The sequence below is a fragment of the Lutibacter sp. genome, assembly GCF_041562875.1.
Classification (GTDB): Bacteria; Bacteroidota; Bacteroidia; order Flavobacteriales; family Flavobacteriaceae; genus Lutibacter.
The window spans coordinates 22,849-40,563 of record NZ_JBFFOE010000002.1 but is presented as its reverse complement, the minus strand read 5'-3'; the positions used below and the strand labels follow the sequence as shown (position 1 = coordinate 40,563).

General features: G+C 29.5%; 13 protein-coding genes. 4 read left to right on the top strand and 9 right to left on the bottom strand.

The window, feature by feature from the left end:
* Position 1 precedes the first annotated feature (1 nt).
* From ABY863_RS00630 to ABY863_RS00620, 3 genes are all read left to right on the top strand, one after another.
* On the top strand, positions 2–1,630 hold the full coding sequence (locus ABY863_RS00630) for a trehalose synthase (RefSeq protein ID WP_372792290.1): 1,629 nt from the start codon (positions 2–4) through the stop codon (positions 1,628–1,630).
* A 7-nt stretch (positions 1,631–1,637) separates the two neighbouring features.
* Positions 1,638–3,545 (top strand): 1,4-alpha-glucan branching protein GlgB, encoded by a 1,908-nt coding sequence (gene glgB / locus ABY863_RS00625; protein WP_372792288.1) that lies wholly within the window; start codon positions 1,638–1,640, stop codon positions 3,543–3,545.
* Between the two features lie 138 nt (positions 3,546–3,683).
* Positions 3,684–6,080 (top strand): glycoside hydrolase family 31 protein, encoded by a 2,397-nt coding sequence (locus tag ABY863_RS00620; RefSeq protein WP_372792286.1) that lies wholly within the window; start codon positions 3,684–3,686, stop codon positions 6,078–6,080.
* Positions 6,081–6,146: 66 nt separating this feature from the next.
* On the opposite strand, the gene ABY863_RS00615 is transcribed toward ABY863_RS00620, so the two are convergent.
* Both ABY863_RS00615 and ABY863_RS00610 read right to left on the bottom strand, forming a co-directional pair.
* Positions 6,147–6,575 (bottom strand): energy transducer TonB, encoded by a 429-nt coding sequence (locus ABY863_RS00615; protein WP_372792284.1) that lies wholly within the window; start codon positions 6,573–6,575, stop codon positions 6,147–6,149.
* 235 nt (positions 6,576–6,810) lie between these two features.
* A complete protein-coding gene (locus tag ABY863_RS00610; protein WP_372792282.1) occupies positions 6,811–9,753 on the bottom strand; it encodes a TonB-dependent receptor domain-containing protein in 2,943 nt (980 codons plus the stop codon).
* A gap of 223 nt (positions 9,754–9,976) precedes the next feature.
* Here ABY863_RS00610 and ABY863_RS00605 point away from each other — a divergent pair, with 223 nt between their 5' ends.
* Entirely contained in the window at positions 9,977–10,534 is a 558-nt protein-coding gene (locus ABY863_RS00605) for a redoxin family protein (protein ID WP_372792280.1), read from the top strand.
* Between the two features lie 345 nt (positions 10,535–10,879).
* Here ABY863_RS00605 and ABY863_RS00600 read toward each other — a convergent pair whose 3' ends face one another.
* The 7 genes from ABY863_RS00600 to ABY863_RS00570 form a co-directional block, all read right to left on the bottom strand.
* Positions 10,880–12,067 (bottom strand): aspartate aminotransferase family protein, encoded by a 1,188-nt coding sequence (locus tag ABY863_RS00600; protein ID WP_372792278.1) that lies wholly within the window; start codon positions 12,065–12,067, stop codon positions 10,880–10,882.
* Complete coding sequence (locus ABY863_RS00595) at positions 12,048–13,631, bottom strand: OstA-like protein (RefSeq protein ID WP_372792276.1); 1,584 nt, start codon at positions 13,629–13,631, stop codon at positions 12,048–12,050. Before ABY863_RS00595 ends, ABY863_RS00600 begins: the two co-directional genes overlap by 20 nt.
* Before the next feature lie 115 nt (positions 13,632–13,746).
* Positions 13,747–14,661: a glutaminase gene (locus ABY863_RS00590; RefSeq protein ID WP_372792274.1), complete on the bottom strand. Its 915-nt coding sequence runs from the start codon at positions 14,659–14,661 to the stop codon at positions 13,747–13,749.
* Between the two features lie 16 nt (positions 14,662–14,677).
* Positions 14,678–15,412 carry an LPS export ABC transporter ATP-binding protein gene (lptB, locus tag ABY863_RS00585; protein ID WP_372792272.1) on the bottom strand — a complete coding sequence of 245 codons (735 nt, stop codon included), beginning with the start codon at positions 15,410–15,412 and terminating at the stop codon, positions 14,678–14,680.
* A 26-nt stretch (positions 15,413–15,438) separates the two neighbouring features.
* On the bottom strand, positions 15,439–15,795 hold the full coding sequence (locus ABY863_RS00580; protein ID WP_372792270.1) for a carboxymuconolactone decarboxylase family protein: 357 nt from the start codon (positions 15,793–15,795) through the stop codon (positions 15,439–15,441).
* Complete coding sequence (tatC, locus tag ABY863_RS00575) at positions 15,788–16,615, bottom strand: twin-arginine translocase subunit TatC (protein ID WP_372792268.1); 828 nt, start codon at positions 16,613–16,615, stop codon at positions 15,788–15,790. Before tatC ends, ABY863_RS00580 begins: the two co-directional genes overlap by 8 nt.
* 1 nt (position 16,616) lies before the next feature.
* Entirely contained in the window at positions 16,617–17,582 is a 966-nt protein-coding gene (locus ABY863_RS00570; protein ID WP_372792266.1) for an SIS domain-containing protein, read from the bottom strand.
* Positions 17,583–17,715: the final 133 nt, after the last annotated feature.

Genomic DNA, 17,715 nt, shown 5'->3' with positions numbered 1-17,715 from the left:
CATGTCCAAACAACTATCTAAAAACATTTTGCAGCCACCTTATAATTTTGATGAAGTATGGGAGGAATTGCTTGAAAGTGAAGAATTTATAAAAGTTTTTCTTTCAGATGTATTGGAAGATTATATTGTGAAGCAACGCTGGTATGGTGGAAAAGCTAGTAAATTAAAGTATATAGAACTTTCGGATTATTTTAAAATTGAGCAGGGTAATGAAGTGTATTATGGATTAATTTTAGAAATTAATTTTGTTGAAGCTTTCTATCAACATTATTTTTTACCAATTGCATTTGTTTCTGATGAAAGTTTTGCTCAAAAAGATAGAATTCTGCCAATAAGTATAAGAGGACAAGAAGGATTTATTATTGATGCCATTAACCTTGATGCATACCGAAAATTAGTATTTGAGCGTATTGTAACTGCGCAAACCAATGATAAAAATAAGGTGCAGTATCATAAAAGTATGTTGTTTAATAATGTAAATTATGAGTCTTCAAGATTTATGGGTTTAGAGCAAAGCAATACTTCTATTATATACAATGAAAAGTACGTTTTAAAATTCTTCAGAAGAATTTATGTTGATAAAAATCCAGATTATGAAATGAGTCGGTTTTTATCAGAAAAGAAAGATTTTAAAAACACACCGAAATTTTTAGGCAGTATTAATATTGTAGATTCAGAAAATTCAGATATCACTATTGCTTTAATGCAAGAAATGGTTCCAAATCAAGGTGATGCTTGGGAGTATATGCTAAAAGAACTTTATCAAGTATTTTCAAATTTAGAAAATAAACATATTGATGTAAACTCATTGCCAAAAACTGAATTGTTCCTAAGGTTAGGAATAAATGATGTTCCACCTCAAATAATAGATTGGGTTGGGTTAAATCTATTTTTAAAAATTCAAACCTTAGCCAAGCGAACAGCAGAAATGCATATCACATTAGGTTCAGAGTTTGAAGATACCGCTTTTACACCTGCACGTTTTAATGGTGATTATACCGTTTGGTTAAAAAACAGGTTGTTGTATCAATTTCAAAATAGAATAAATACTATTGAAAACAATATGCATAAACTGGATGGTTTAGCCCTAGAATTAGCAAAAGAATTTCTTGATAAAAAAAATAGTATTAGAAAAAGGTTTGTGAAATTTGATTGGACTAAATTAAAAGGTGAACGCATTAGAGTTCATGGCGATTATCATTTAGGTCAAATATTAGTGAAGGATGATGATTTTTATATATTAGACTTTGAAGGAGAACCTGAAAGTACCATTAGAGATCGTAAAGTAAAACAACCACCTTTAAAAGATGTTGCTGGTTTATTTAGATCATTTCATTATGCAATTTATGCAACAGTTTTCAATAATATTGAAAAATACAATTACCCTCAAGAAACTTTATTTAAAGCGGCTGAATTATTATATAATTATTTCACAGGAGTTTTTCTAGGGACATATGTTACGGAGGTTCAAGATGCAAATTTAAATATTGGGTATCATCAGGAACGCATATTTATATTAGAATACTGCTTATTAGAAAAAGCAGTTTATGAATTAGGGTATGAACTTAATTCTCGCCCACGTTGGGCATTAATTCCTTTAAAAGGAATTTCAAATATTATTAATCACTAACAAATTTATGGCACAAGTAAAAGCATTTAGTCTGTTTTCAGACTTTGATATTTCCCTTTTTAAGGCGGGTAAACATTATCGATTGTATGAAAAATTAGGTTCACATATTACTACTGTTGATGGAATTGATGGTACTTATTTTGCTGTTTGGGCACCAACAGCTAATCAGGTTTCTGTAATTGGTGATTTTAATTATTGGAAAGATGGTGAACACCAATTAAATGTTCGTTGGGATTCTTCAGGAATTTGGGAAGGATTTATCCCAAATATTGAAAAAGGAACCAGTTATAAATATAAAATTCACTCAAACAACAATGGTTATATTTCAGAAAAGGCAGATCCTTATGCAAGACGTTCTGAACATCCACCAAAAACGGCTTCCATAGTTTGGGAAGATAATTACCAATGGAAAGATAAAAATTGGTTAAAAATAAGAAAAAAACATAATGCTTTAGACGCACCGTATTCAGTATATGAAGTTCATTTAGGTTCTTGGAAAAAGCATTTAGAAGAAGATCGTTTTTTATCTTATTTTGAATTAGCTGATGATTTGGTGAAGTATGTTAAAGAAATGAATTTTACCCATGTTGAGTTGATGCCAATTATGGAATTTCCTTACGATCCTTCGTGGGGATACCAAGTTACTGGTTATTTTGCACCAACCTCTCGTTTTGGATATCCAGATGAATTCAAATATTTAGTTGATAAATTACACGAAAATGAAATTGGAATTATTTTAGATTGGGTGCCTTCTCATTTTCCAGAGGATGCACATGGTCTTGGATATTTTGATGGATCAGAGTTATATGAACACCCTGATAAACGAAAAGGATATCACCAAGATTGGAAAAGTTTAATTTTTAATTACGAAAGAAACGAAGTTAGAGCATTTTTAATTAGTAATGCTATTTTCTGGTTAGAGCAATATCATATTGATGGTTTACGTGTAGATGCGGTTGCTTCAATGTTATTTTTAGATTATTCAAGGGAAGAAGGTGAATGGGAACCAAATATATATGGAGGAAATGAAAACTTAGCCGTAATTTCTTTTTTGAAGGAACTGAACGAAGAAGTTTATAAATCTTTCCCTGATGTACAAACAATTGCTGAAGAATCTACGGCATTTCCAATGGTTACAAAGCCAACTTTTATGGGCGGTTTAGGTTTTGGAATGAAATGGATGATGGGTTGGATGCATGATACTTTGGAGTATTTTGGTAAAGATTCCATTTATAGAAAATACCATCAAAATGAGATTACATTTAGTTTAGCGTATGCATTTACAGAAAACTATATGTTGCCGTTTTCACATGATGAAGTTGTACATGGCAAAAAATCTATTTTGGGACGTATGCCAGGAGATGAATGGCAACGTTTTGCTAATTTAAGATTATTATATGGTTATATGTTTACACACCCAGGTACAAAATTATTGTTTATGGGAAGTGAATTTGGGCAGTATGCTGAGTGGGATTTTGAAAGTAGCTTAGATTGGAATTTATTAGAATTTGAACCTCATAAAAAAGCATTAAATTATTACAAAGAACTTAATAAGTTTTATAGATTAACGCCTGCTTTATATGAAAAAGGATTTATAGATGAGGGTTTTGAATGGATAAGCTACGATGATAATGAAAATTCTGTTATTTCATTTATAAGAAAAGGAAATGATGCTTCCCAAAATGTATTAGTTGTTTGTAATTTTACACCAGCACTGCTTGAAAAGTACAAAGTAGGAGTTCCCGCTAAAGTAAAATTAAAAGAAATTTTTAACAGCGATGCTGAAAAATTTGGAGGAAGTGGAATTGAAAATAAACGTCAAATTACGAGTAAAAAACAACCATGGAATGGAAGGCCATATACTGTGGAAATTACGTTACCACCATTAGGAATATCCGTTTTTGAGATAAAATAGCATATAAATAAACAGTCTTATTTTTAACACCTATTATTTTATAGATAATATAAAATAATAGGTGTTTTTTTAATTAAAAGAGAGCGCTTAAATTTATTAATTTTAGTAGGTTTGCATTTCGTTTAAATATTACTAACTATGATTTTAAATACCGAATTAGAATACAAGGGAAACCTGTTTCCTTCAAAAATAGTTTTTTATAAAAAAAATGTTGATACTTTATATTTTAAAACTGAAAATAATGTTACACTTCAAGTTACTGTGGAGCGTGACAGTGTTTTAAGATTTCGTTTTGCTACTTCATCCATTTTTGAAAATGATTTTTCTTATGGCATTACAATGTATGCAAGTAAAGGCTATAATAAATTGGAAATTGAAGAAGATAAAAACAATTATATTATAACAACTTCAAAATTAATTTGTCATATTTCAAAATTAGATTTGCGAACGGCTATTTTTGATGCGAAAGATAAAACACTTATTTGTGAAGATGAATTAGGTTTTCATTGGGAAGAAAGTTATGAGTTTGGTGGTGATATTGTTAAAATGTCTAAAACTTCATTAGATGGTGAAAGTTACTTTGGTTTAGGAGATAAACCTGTAGACATCAACTTGAAAGGGAAACGTTTCGAAAATTGGGCAACAGATTCTTATGCTTATGTTAGAGGTGCAGATCCAATATATAAGGCAATTCCATTTTACCTTGGCTTACATCATAAAAAGGCTTATGGAATATTTTTTGACAATACATTCAGATCATATTTCGATTTTTGTCAAGAAAAAAGAAATGTAACCAGCTTTTGGGCAGATGGAGGTGAAATGAATTATTATTTTATTTATGGACCTGAAATGTCTGAAGTTGTTTCAAATTATACAGATTTAACAGGTCGTCCACATCACATTCCACCGCTTTGGGCTTTGGGTTTTCACCAATGTAAATGGAGTTACTATCCAGAAGCAAAAGTGAAAGAAGTTACCAATATGTTTAGAGAATTAAAAATTCCTTGTGATGCTATTTATTTAGATATTGATTACATGGAAGGTTTTAGATGTTTTACATGGAATAAAGAATATTTTCCCGACCCCAAAAGGATGGTTAAAGAATTGGCTGATGATGGATTTAAAACAGTAGCTATTATTGATCCAGGAATTAAAATTGATAATGAATATAGCGTTTATAAAGAGGCTTTAGAAAAAGATTATTTTTGTAAAAGAGCTGATGGACCTTATATGAAAGGTAAAGTCTGGCCTGGAGAATGTTATTTTCCTGATTTTACAAAGCCAGAAGTACGTGAATGGTGGGCTGATTTATTTAAAGAATTAATTGAAGATATTGGAGTAAAAGGTGTTTGGAATGATATGAATGAGCCAGCTGTAATGGATGTGCCAGGCAAAACATTTCCAAATGATGTGCGTCATGATTATGATGGAAATCCTTGTAGTCATAGAAAAGCACACAATATTTACGGTATGCAAATGGCGAGAGCAACTTATCATGGATTAAAAAAATTCTCTTATCCAAAACGTCCGTTTGTAATTACTAGATCTGCATACTCAGGAACGCAAAGATATACTTCAACTTGGACTGGTGATAATGTCGCTACTTGGGATCATTTAGCGTTGGCAAATATACAGGTACAGCGTATGTGTATGTCTGGATTTTCTTTTGCAGGATCAGATATTGGTGGGTTTGCTGAACAACCTAACGGAGAATTATTTACGCGTTGGGTTCAATTAGGTGTATTTCATCCATTCTTTAGAGTACATTCCTCTGGAGACCATGGAGATCAAGAACCTTGGGCATTTGGGCCAACTATGACAGATATTGTTAGAAAATTTATTGAAATTAGATATCAATTATTACCTTATCTATACACTGCTTTTTGGAGATATACAGAAGATGGTATTCCAATTTTAAAATCATTAGTGCTTTTTGATCAACATGATCAGCATACAAATTATAGAAATGATGAGTTTATTTTTGGTGAAAAAATATTGGTCTGTCCAATTTTAGAGCAAAATGCAAAAGGTAGAAGAATGTATTTTCCAATTGGAAAATGGTATAACTTCTGGGATAATTCAATAGTAATTGGAGGTGAAGAAAAATGGGTGGATGCAGATATTGACAGTATGCCTATTTTTATAAAAGAAGGTGCCATTATTCCTAAATATCCAATTCAGCAATATGTTGGCGAAAAGATAATAGAGCAACTAGAATTAGATGTATATTTTAAAGAAGGTAAAGAAGTTTCTGAAGTTTTTGAAGATGCACAGGATGGATTTGATTATAAAAAAGGAAGGTATAGCTTAAGAAATTTTAACTTAGTTGGAAAAACAAATTCATTAACAATATTACAGTTTAAATCAGGAAAGTTTATTACAACTTACGAAACTTTCAAAATTAATATTCACAGTTTGCCATTTAAAATTAAGAGTATAGAAGTTGACAATGAGGAGATTGATATTAAAATGCTAAATGGAAATATAACTTTTGTTATAACAAAAGAGTTTAGAGAGTTACATATAATAGGTTAAAAGACATATTTAATATAAAAAAAGCTTCTTATTTTTTTAAGAAGCTTTTTTTTTTGTCTAAAAAAATTAATTTCTAAAAAAAACTATTGGAATTTTAAGTACTGAACTAATAGCGATACCATTTTCAAAAGCAGGTTTCCAGTTAGGCATATTTTCAACCACTCTTTTAGCTTCTTTGTTAAGAATTTTATTAACCCCTTTTTCAATTCTCACATTAGCTATTTTTCCATCATTTTCAACTGAAAAGCAAACAATTACTTTTCCTCTAGAACTTGAATTCCTAGAATTTCTAGGGTATTTCATATTTTTGGTTAAATACTTTGCTAATTCTTTATTACCTCCTGGAAATTCAGCCTGAGAATTTATTTTTTTCGAAAGTAAAAGTTGCTCAATAGTAGTTAATTCTGCAATATCTTCTGTATAAGCTAATGTACTTTGTGCTTTTATTTGTATAGTTACAAAAACTAAAAATAATAAAATTGAAGTAGTTCTCATTTTAATTTTGTTTAAAAAATCAGGTGTTTATAAACTTAATTATATTGATTAATATTAATTACTATAAAGTTCAGTATTAAAGGTTTAGGTAGATGTGATATATATCATATACTGAATTTTTACAGGAAGTATAAACTTTATTTTAGAATACTAAAAAACCCGTAAAGAAATGAATCTCTACGGGTTTTAAATGAATGAAACTGTATCTTTTATTGAAGAAATCTCAGTTTAAATTTTATTTAAGTACAAAGTTTAACCTTGCAAATAAGAAACGACCACCAACACCAAATTGTTGTGCTCTTCTTGACCAGTCAAATCGACCATCACTTCTATTTCCATAAGCAGCATCAGCTCTGTCTGGGTAAATATCAAATAAATTATTTGCACCAACTGTAATTGTAGTGCTTTCTGACATTTTATAACCAAACGATAAATCTGTAACTAATTTAGAACCAAAAACTTGTTGGTTTGCAACCGTTGTAGTTGCTTCTGTAACTTCACCAAACCAAACATTTCTTAAGAAAACATTAAATTTATCTGTAGTTAAACTATTTGATAAATTAACTTTTGCTCTTGGTACTGCTTCTTCTAAATAAACTCTACTGTCTTCAGGAAAATAGGTACCTACTAAACCTGCATTTTCTAAAACGGTTGAAGCTTTAACAGCACCTACTTGTACAGTTTTAGAAAATGTACCAGATAAATCAGATTTTAATTTTACATTATTACCCAACAAAGCATCATGTGTAACAACAATATCAATTCCTTTAGATTCAGTATCAATTGCATTTGCAAAGAAAGAAGCTGCAGAAGCATTAGCTTGAGCCAATAAATTATCTAATTCAGTTCCTGTACCTGGCCCTTTAAATTGTCCTGTATAAACAACTCTATCATCAATTGATACAAAATAGCCATCAACTGTTAAAGTTAAATGTGCTTCTGGAATTTTAGTTGTAAAACCAACACTAACACTACTAGAAGTTTCTTCTTTTAATTGAGGAATTCCTAATAATTTTGCAGCTCTACTATCATTAGCAAATGTACCTACTTCTTGAGGGTTTCCGTTTTGATCAAATATTGTTGATGTTGAGTTAAAGTTTAATTGATGTAGAGAAGGTGCTCTAAAACCTGTGTTAAAAGCCGCTCTAATATTGGTGTTTTCACCAGCTTTAATTCTAGATGCTATTTTAAAGTTCAATGTAGAACCAAAATCAGAATAATCTTCATATCTGGTAGCAAGACTTAATAAAAAGTTTTCAGAAATATCAGCTTCTACATCTAAATAACCAGCAACACTACTTCTACCTCTTGTTAATTCATTGGTAGGGCTAAATCCTGGGAATACTTGAGATCCCCCTGGTCTTCCTGCACCAAAGAAATCTAATGAAGGATTTTGTGAAGCTAAAGTAATTGCTTGACCATTAGCAGTATATTGAGCATATGAAGCTTGTTCACCTGCAACTATTTCATAGTTTTCTACACGGTATTCAGCACCAAATGCAACGTTTACACCTGACATAACATCATCATAAAATTTGCTAACATCTAAATTAGTTGTGTTTTGTGCGAATGAAAATCCACCAGCATCAAATGTGGTTGGAGATGCATTTTGCATAGAAGCATTAAAAGTATTTCCAATAGTATATAAGAACTCATTTTTTCCGTAGGTATTACTAAAATCTACATCCCAATCGTTTATTTTGCCTTTTATACCTACAGCAAAAGATTTGTCTTTAATTGCAGAATTAATTTCAGGTAAAAATCCATTAATATAGGCAGGAGTATAAGTTCTACTTTGGTTAGGCAATCTGTAAAAACCTGCTGAGTTTCCAACTCTTGAACTAATACCTGCAAAAGAGTAAAATTCAGTACCATCATCATTTAATGGTAAAGATAAGTTAGCAAAGAAACGACCACCACGTAAAGCAGATTGACCAACTCTCATATTAAAATCACTTCTTTCTAAACCACGAGCAGCTAATTCAGCAGTTGTGTTATCATTAGGAGCAACTCCATTGATTATTCCATCTTTAAAGGTAAGATGTGTTAAAGAACCTGCTACTGAGTTTATTCCATCATTAATTCCAATTAAATCAGTTTTTGTAGCATTTGGATCTAAACCTAATCCAGCAGCATTACCATATTGAATTACATCAGAGACATCATCATCTAATAATTTAGATAAATCATATCCAGCATTATTAGCAAATCTTTCAATAGTATTATAGGTATTAAAAATATCACCTTCCCATTCCTTCATTCTGTTATAATCTTCTCTAACATCAAAATCTCCTGTGAAGTTTATAAAACCACCTTTATCACCTAATTGTAAACCGTAATTAGCACTTACATTTGTAGTTTCACCATCAACTCCACCAGTTTGAGAGTTTGCATTTTTTGAAAAATTTGCTCCGGAGGTTACATTTAATATTAATTCATCAGTGCTTCTTTTTAATACAATGTTTATAACACCAGCAATAGCGTCAGAACCATATTGTGCAGCTGCACCATCACGTAAAACTTCAATACGCTCAATAGAAGCAGCAGGAATTGCATTTAAATCTGTACCAACACTACCACGTCCAAATGTACCATTTACATTTACAAGTGAAGAGTTATGTCTTCTTTTTCCATTAATCAATACTAAAACTTGATCTGGACCTAAACCTCTTAATGAAGCAGGGTCAATGTGGTCAGTACCATCAGAAATTGTTTGTGTATTTGATGTAAACGAAGGTGCTACATAATTTAAAATTTGATTTAAATTAACTTGTGGACCAGCTGTTATTAGTTCTGTAACATCAATAATATCAACAGGTACAGCAGTATCTACAGCTGTTCTGTTTGGATTCCTAGATCCAATAACAACAACTTCATTTAAAGAAACTCCAGAGACTAAAACAACATTAAATATTTGTGTCCCATCCATTTGTAATTTCTTATCATTAAATCCAACATATGAAAAAATAAGATTTTCACTTGACTCAACTTTAATAGTATAATTACCATCAAAATCTGTTGTCGTTCCTCTTGAAGTTCCTTCAATAGTAACAGTAACACCTGGTAATGGTTGACTGTCTGAATCGACTACTGTTCCCGAAACTTGATACGATTGTGCGTAAATTGCCATCGTAAATAGCGATAAAATCGCTAATAAAAATTGTTTTTTTGAGTTCATTTTTTTTAATTTATGTTAGTTAATGCGCTCAATATATAACAAAACTTTAACATTTTAACAATAATATTGTATCATTTATTACATATACTGTATTGCGTTTAAGAATCAGTAATAGCATAAATGGCTATTTAGTCTTAAATTATTTACAGAAATTAGTAGTGTATTTTTGTTATTTTTGTAAGTAAATGGATATGGATCCCACTAAGAATTTAAATATTGATATATGAATAAGTTATTTAGTAAGAAAGTACTTTCAAATGTTTTATTTGTAATTGCTATTGGTTTATTGTTATATCCTCCAACAAGAGAGTGGGGTATGCGTCAAATTGCTTTTGCTCCTACAATAGAAAATACAGAAAATGTTGAAACATTAAAATCATACAATTGGGATTTAAAAGGTTTAAACATAGAAAGTGTTAATTTTAATGAGTTTGAAAATAAAGTAATTTTTGTTAATTTTTGGGCAACTTGGTGCCCTCCTTGTAGAGCAGAAATGCCAATGATTCAAAAATTATACAATGATTATAGGGATAAAGTAGCTTTTGTGTTTGTCACCAATGAAGATTGGAATACTGTAAAGCCTTTTTTTGATAAGAATGGATATGATTTGCCAGTTTATAATTCGTTAAGTTCTCCACTAACAAATTTTACTGAAACAAATAGTATTCCAGCAAGTTATTTAATTGATAAAAAAGGAAATATTTTAATTTCTAAAGTTGGAGCAGCTGATTGGAATAGTACTAAAATACGAAATCTTTTAGATGATTTGATTTCAAAATAAAACCTGTAGCAATTTATTTGTTGATGCTACAGGTTTAAACAAAAATTTTCATAAGTGTTTATACGTTTTTTTTATTATTAAAATCCGTATCTTCTAAATTTACTCCATTGTAATCTTTTTGTGTTTACAAAATTTACAAATACTACTCTTTTTTTGTTTTCTTGTGGAAGATTTAAATTTAAAGTTGTCATAATAATTAGTTTTAATTTGTTAGTTTCTATTTAAATGACGCTTAATTATTTATTTTGTTACGCTAATATGCATTGCAAGGTACTGTATTAACATACATTTAACTATTGTGCTAAATTTAAATGAGTTAGTGTTAAAAATTAGTTAAGAAAGTGCTTAGTATTCAGCTAATATGTCGTTTAAAACTTCAATGATAAGATTACAACCTTTAAAAATTTCTTCTTCAGATATAGTAAGGGGAGGAGTGATACGAATCGCTTTTCCTTCAAATAATAGCCAAAACAATAACAAACCTTTATCAATACAATTTAATATAACTTTAGAAGCTATTTCATCTGTTTCAACAATTGCTGCAAGCATTAATCCTTTACCTCTAATTTCAGTAATTAATGGATGCACTAATAATTTTCTTATCAGTTCTTCTTTTTGAAGAGTATCTTCAATTAAGTTTGAATTTAATAATTCTAATAAAGTTGCATTAGCTGCAGCAGCAATTACAGGATGTCCTCCAAAAGTTGTTATATGACCCAATTTGGGTTGTTGTTTTAAGCAACTCATTATTTCATGCGAAGAAATAAAAGCACCTATTGGCATTCCGCCACCCAAACCTTTTCCTGCAACAATAATATGAGGGATAACATTGTAATTCTCAAAACCGAAAAGTTTTCCTGTTCTTCCAATACCAGATTGAATTTCATCTAAAATTAGTAGAGCACCAACTTCATCACATTTATCTTTTACTTTTTTTAAATAATTATGTGTAGGTTCAATAAATCCCGCACCACCTTGAATGGTTTCTAAAATTACACCAGCAGTAGCAATTGTAATTTTACCAATATCAATAACATTATTAAATTCTATAAATCGAATACCGGGAATTAGGGGTCTAAATGCACTATTTTGTTGTTCAGCGCCACAAACACTCATAGCACCTTGTGTATTGCCATGATATCCGTTTTTTGCAGCTATAATTTCGCTTCTATGTGTATAACGCTTGGCTAATTTTATAGCTCCCTCTGTTGCTTCTGTACCTGAATTTGTTAAATAAACGGTTTCTAAAGGTTTTGGTAAATTTTCAGCAAGTAATTTTGTTAAATCTATTTGAGGTTGTTGTATAAATTCTCCATAAACCATTACATGTGTATATTTATCAACCTGATCTTTAATTGCTTGTGATATTTTGGGGTGATTATGTCCTAATGTATTTGCTGAAACACCTGCAATAAAATCCAAGTATTCTTTTCCATTTGTAGCATAAACATAGTTTCCATTTGCATGAGAGATTTCTAATGCTAGCGGATGTGGAGAAGTTTGGGCTTGATATTTAAAGAATTCTTTTTTCAATTTTATCTTTAATTTTTTCTTTAGTAATTACCTTTTTTTCTCCTTCTATTTTAATAGGTGTATCATCTCTCTTAAAAATGTCATCTTTAGTAAGAGGCTGTTCTTCTTCTCTCCAAATAAAATTTTTGAATAACTTTTCTTCTGGTGGTAATTTTTCAAAATCGGAAGGTGGATAGGTTTTTCCTTCAATATTAGTATTATAATCAATAAAACTAAATTCATTATTTTCTAATCCTACGAATATGTTTTTGCTACATTTTTTTTTATCAATACCCATAAGCAATTGATTTTCATTTCTTAAAAAAATGATAGATTCACTATTTCCAATAGCATTTAATGATTTTAGTTTATTATTTTCAAACTTTCCGTACATATTTTTACCTTTCAATTGGGTAAATCCAGCAGAATCTTTCTTAATAATAAACCCGTTGTTTAAAATTTTCAAAGAATCTAATTGTTCAGTTTTTGCGTTTGAAATTAAATGAATAGTATCACCTGTTATTTGATTGCCTTCTACCCATAAAACGGGGTTTGTAAAAAGTTTTGTTAATCCAGTTTTTTCATTGCTTACCAGTGAGTCACATTTACCTTGTATATCGGATTTAAATATTTTTACATGGTTGAAAGCTTTTACAATTCGTTCATCAACCTTTCCTGTAACCAATAAAATATCTCCATGAATATAAATTGAATCTTTTTCCATTTTTGAGATAGCCACAGCTCTATCTATTATAAATACAGAGTCTTTTAATTTAAAGAACTCTGCATAACCACCTTTAATTACTGAACTGTTTACGGTATCTATTACTTTAATATTTCCTGTTGCAGAAGCGAAATCAATATTTTTATTATAATATAAACTATCGCCTTCTATTGTTCTATCACTGTAAAATATTTTAGAATTTTTTAAAAAATGGGAAATGTTTGTTTTTGAGTTATGATGTCCATTTTCAGTATAAATTTTATTATTTTCACTAGTAATAGTTGATGGACCAAACAAATCTGCAATTCCTGTACTTGTAAAATAATCTAAATGATTTGAAACTAATTTACTATCCTTATTAACTACATCTACATTTGTAAATGCTTGAAATTTATTGGTTTGTAAATAATAATTTCCAATTTTACTAGTCAATACATTTGTAGTGTCTTTTATTGTACCTCCACTTTTATAATACAAATGCTGGTTGACTCTATCAAACTGAAGTGTGTCAGTTCTAAGTTCCATCAATTCATCTTTTAAGAACACTTTACCCCATGATGTTGCTATTTTGGTATTTCCATCATAATCAGTGTATTTGCTATATTGAAAAATAGTATCTCCTTGGTTTACAACAACATTACCCATTGCTTTTATCAAGTTTTTCTCTTTATAGATATAGGCTTTGTCACATCGTAAAGTAGCGCCATCATGTTCTACAAAAACATTTCCCATGGAAATTGTAGCTCCTGGAAATTCAGGTTTTACAAATGTATTATCAGCATGTAAAATTTTAATTCTTTTGGTTTGAGAATAACCTACAATGCTAAATACTATAAAAATAATAAAAAGTATATTTTTCAAATTTATTTTATTTGCTACAAAACTAATGAAAAAGAAGGAAGTATATTCTTAAAATTTCTTAAAATTAAATGGAGTATAAGAAGTTAATTAAGTTATATAAATGTAGTGCTCACAATTAAAAGATAGAAGTTTTTGTTTCTGAAGTAAAAAGCTCTAAAAATTGTATACCTTTATTAGAGTTTCCTTTTTTATTTAATTTTGGACTCCACACTGCAATACTATATTTATTAGGGTAAATAGCAACTATTCCACCTCCAACACCACTTTTGCCAGGCAAACCAACTTTAAATGAGAATTCTCCAGCTTCATCATAAAAACCACATAATTGCATAATAGCATTTAAACGTTTTGATTTACTTTTACTTAAAATACGTTCTTCAGTATAAGGGGATATTCCATAGGTTGCTAAAAAAAGAAATGTTTGAGAAAGCTCTTTGCAAGTCATTTCAATTGAACATAAATTGAAGTAAAAATCCATCACAATATCAATATCGTTTTTAATATTTCCGAAGGATTTCATTAAATTAATTAGAGCTGTATTTCTATAACCTGTAGATTTTTCTGATTCCGCAATTCTTGTGCAATAATCTATAGTTGAAATGCCAGATACTCTTCTAACAAACTCAATAAAATCTTTTTTAGGATTTTTAAGATGACTTACCAAAATATCTGAAATGACCAAGGCACCAGCATTTATTAGCGGATTACGAGGGATTCCTAAATCAGTTTCTAACTGAATAAGTGAATTGAATGCAGTACCAGAAGGTTCAACACCAACACGTTTCCATAATTTTTCACCTTCAAAATTGTAGGCCATTACTAGCGATAAAACCTTGGAGATACTTTGAATAGAAAATTTCTCATTTGAATCGCCAAAATTAAAATGCTTATCATTAATTGTTGTTAAATGAACACCAAATTTACTGGGGTCAACAGTGCCTAATTCAGGAATATAATTGGCAACATTACCATTATCTTTAAAAGTAGCTAACTCATTTGCTATTTTAATAAATATTTTTTTATAATTCATAGAACTAAAAAGAATATTAAAATTTTCGTGTTTTTAGCTCAAAATCTTTCCCTAAATAAACACGTCTAACAGTTTCATCTTCAGCAAGTTCTTGCGGAGTTCCTTCTTTTAAAATTCCTCCTTCAAACATTAAATATGTTTTATCAGTAATTGCCAAAGTTTCTTGAACATTATGATCTGTAATTAATATACCAATATTTCTATCTTTTAAATGTGCTACAATATTTTGAATATCTTCAACAGCAATTGGATCAACACCTGCAAAAGGTTCATCTAATAAAATAAATTTAGGGTCTGAAGCTAAAGCACGCGCAATTTCAGTTCTTCTACGTTCACCTCCCGAAAGCAAATCTCCTCTGTTTTTACGAACATGACCTAAACCAAATTCTTCAATAAGAGATTCTAATTTTTTCTTTTGATCGAAAGTAGAAAGATTAGTGAATTGCAAGACTGATAAAATATTATCTTCAACGGTTAATTTTCTAAAAACAGAAGCTTCTTGTGCTAAATAACCAACACCTTGCTGTGCTCTTTTGTACATTGGAAATTTAGTGATAGGTTGATTGTCTAAATAAATTTCACCTTCATTTGGTTTAATCATTCCAACAATCATATAAAAAGAAGTCGTTTTTCCAGCACCATTAGGGCCTAAAAGTCCAACAATTTGACCTTGTTCAACTTCTAATGAAATTCCGTTTACAACGTATTTACTTCCGTATTTCTTTTTAATATTTTCAGCTCTTAAAATCACTTTTTTGTTGTGTTTTTGTTTAATATTTAATTTTGGTTATTTGTTGCTTCTAGTTCTTCCCAAAATTCATAGGCTCTTCTTAAATGCGGAATAACTATAGTTCCACCAACCAATGTTGCAATTGATAAGCTTTCCATAACTTCTTCTTTAGTGACGCCTTCATTAAAGGCGGTTTCCAAATGATATTTTATGCAGTCATCACAGCGTAAAACGGCAGAAGCTACCAAACCTAATAATTCTTTAGTTTTAACATCTAAATGCCCTTTTTTATAGGCGTTGGTATCTATATTAAAGATCCTTTTTATGACTTTATTATCTTCAGCCAATATTTTATCGTTCATTTTTATACGATATGTATTAAATTCTTCAACTTGATTAGGCATTTTGCTGTTCTTTTTTAAATTCTCTTTTAATAACTATTTTAGATATAATAATACTAACTTCATATAAGATCATAATAGGAACACCAACAATTATTTGGCTAATAATATCAGGAGGAGTAATTACTGCTGCTAAAATTAACACTACAACCAACGCATGTTTTCTATATTTTTTTAAAAAATCTGGAGTTATAAGTCCCATTTTAGTTAAGAAATACATGATTATAGGAAGCTCAAATATTAGACCAGAAGCTAATACAGAAGATTTTACTAATGAAATATAAGATCCAATTTGAATGTTACGTTCAACACTATCACTAATAGAATAATTTCCTAAAAAATTTACAGAAAGAGGAGTTATTACATAATAGCCAAATAGAACTCCTATAAAAAATAGAAAAGAAGAAATAATAATAAAACTTAAAGCTCCTTTACGCTCTTTTGTATATAAACCAGGGCTAATAAATTTCCAAAATTCCCAAATAATAAAAGGGAAAGCAATAATGAAACCTGCAGTAATTGACACCCAAATATGAACGCTAAATTGTTCAGCCATATCTAAACTTTGTAGTTTAAATGGAATTTCGGTGATGCATAATCCATCAGTTCCAAATATCTTTGAAACTTTACAAAAGAATCGGTATGTAATAAAATTCGCATCTTTTGGTGCAAAGATTATTTTGTTAAAAATAAAATCTTTCATTAAAAAAGCCCCCATAGAAACTATAAAAATGGCAGCCGCAGAGCGAACCAAATGCCATCTTAGTATTTCTACATGGTCTAAAAACGACATATCTTTTTCTTGTACTATTTTTTTCGCCATCTTAAAAAATTCCTTCTTTTAATAAATCATGTAAATGCACAACACCTACATATTTTGTACCGTCTTCAACTAATATTTGAGTAATATTATTGTTTTCCATTGTTTCTAATGCAGTTATAGCCATTTCATCAACCTGTATTGTTTTAGGATTTTTACTCATAATATCCTTTGCCTTTAGATGGCTAATATCTGAATTATCTTTTAACATACGTCTTAAATCTCCATCAGTAATGATACCAACAATTTTATTTTTTTCAATTACAGCTGTTGTTCCTAAACGTTTTTTTGATATTTCAATAATTACATCTTTAATTAATGTAGTAATTAAAACTTGAGGCACCTCATTTTTTTCAATTAAATCACTAACTCTTAAATATAATTTTTTACCCAAAGCACCGCCTGGATGATATTTTGCAAAATCTTTACTCGAAAAATTATTTAATTCTAATAAACAAACAGCTATTGCATCACCCATTACTAATTGAGCTGTTGTACTTGATGTTGGTGCTAAATTATTTGGACATGCTTCTTTTTCAACATAAGAATTCAATGTGAAATGAGCGTTTATTCCTAAAAACGACTCAACATTGCCAGTAATTGCAATAATTTTATTACCATAATTTTTTATTAGGGGCAACAAAACTTTTATTTCAGGAGTATTACCACTTTTAGAAATACAAATAACAACATCATTTTTTTGGATAATCCCTAAATCTCCATGTATAGCATCTGCTGCATGCATAAATATTGCTGGTGTACCAGTAGAATTTAATGTAGCTACAATTTTAGTTGCTATATTTGCACTTTTACCAATACCAGTTACAATAACTCTACCATTTGAGTTATGTATAAAATTTATAGCATTTTCAAAGTTATCATCTAGAAAATTTACTAAATTAGCAATAGCAATACTTTCAGCTAAAATAGTTTGTTTCGCATTTTCTAAGATTTTATTTTTATTTTTCAAAAGAATAGGTTTTTGAATTAAAAAAATGTTTTATATTTATTAGCTAACAAAAATAAATTTATTTAATTAGAAATTGATTAAACTAATTAAAAATAAATATAATTTGTTAAGTTTATTAATTTATTAAGAATGA

Coding starts and splice junctions, on each gene's coding strand:
- ABY863_RS00615 (WP_372792284.1), bottom strand. CDS start 6,575: ATGAGAACTACTTCAATTTTATTATTTTTAGTTTTTGTAACTATACAA.
- tatC (WP_372792268.1), bottom strand. CDS start 16,615: ATGGCGAAAAAAATAGTACAAGAAAAAGATATGTCGTTTTTAGACCAT.
- ABY863_RS00590 (WP_372792274.1), bottom strand. CDS start 14,661: ATGAATTATAAAAAAATATTTATTAAAATAGCAAATGAGTTAGCTACT.
- ABY863_RS00620 (WP_372792286.1), top strand. CDS start 3,684: ATGATTTTAAATACCGAATTAGAATACAAGGGAAACCTGTTTCCTTCA.
- ABY863_RS00610 (WP_372792282.1), bottom strand. CDS start 9,753: ATGAACTCAAAAAAACAATTTTTATTAGCGATTTTATCGCTATTTACG.
- ABY863_RS00605 (WP_372792280.1), top strand. CDS start 9,977: ATGAATAAGTTATTTAGTAAGAAAGTACTTTCAAATGTTTTATTTGTA.
- ABY863_RS00580 (WP_372792270.1), bottom strand. CDS start 15,795: ATGCCTAATCAAGTTGAAGAATTTAATACATATCGTATAAAAATGAAC.
- ABY863_RS00630 (WP_372792290.1), top strand. CDS start 2: ATGTCCAAACAACTATCTAAAAACATTTTGCAGCCACCTTATAATTTT.
- glgB (WP_372792288.1), top strand. CDS start 1,638: ATGGCACAAGTAAAAGCATTTAGTCTGTTTTCAGACTTTGATATTTCC.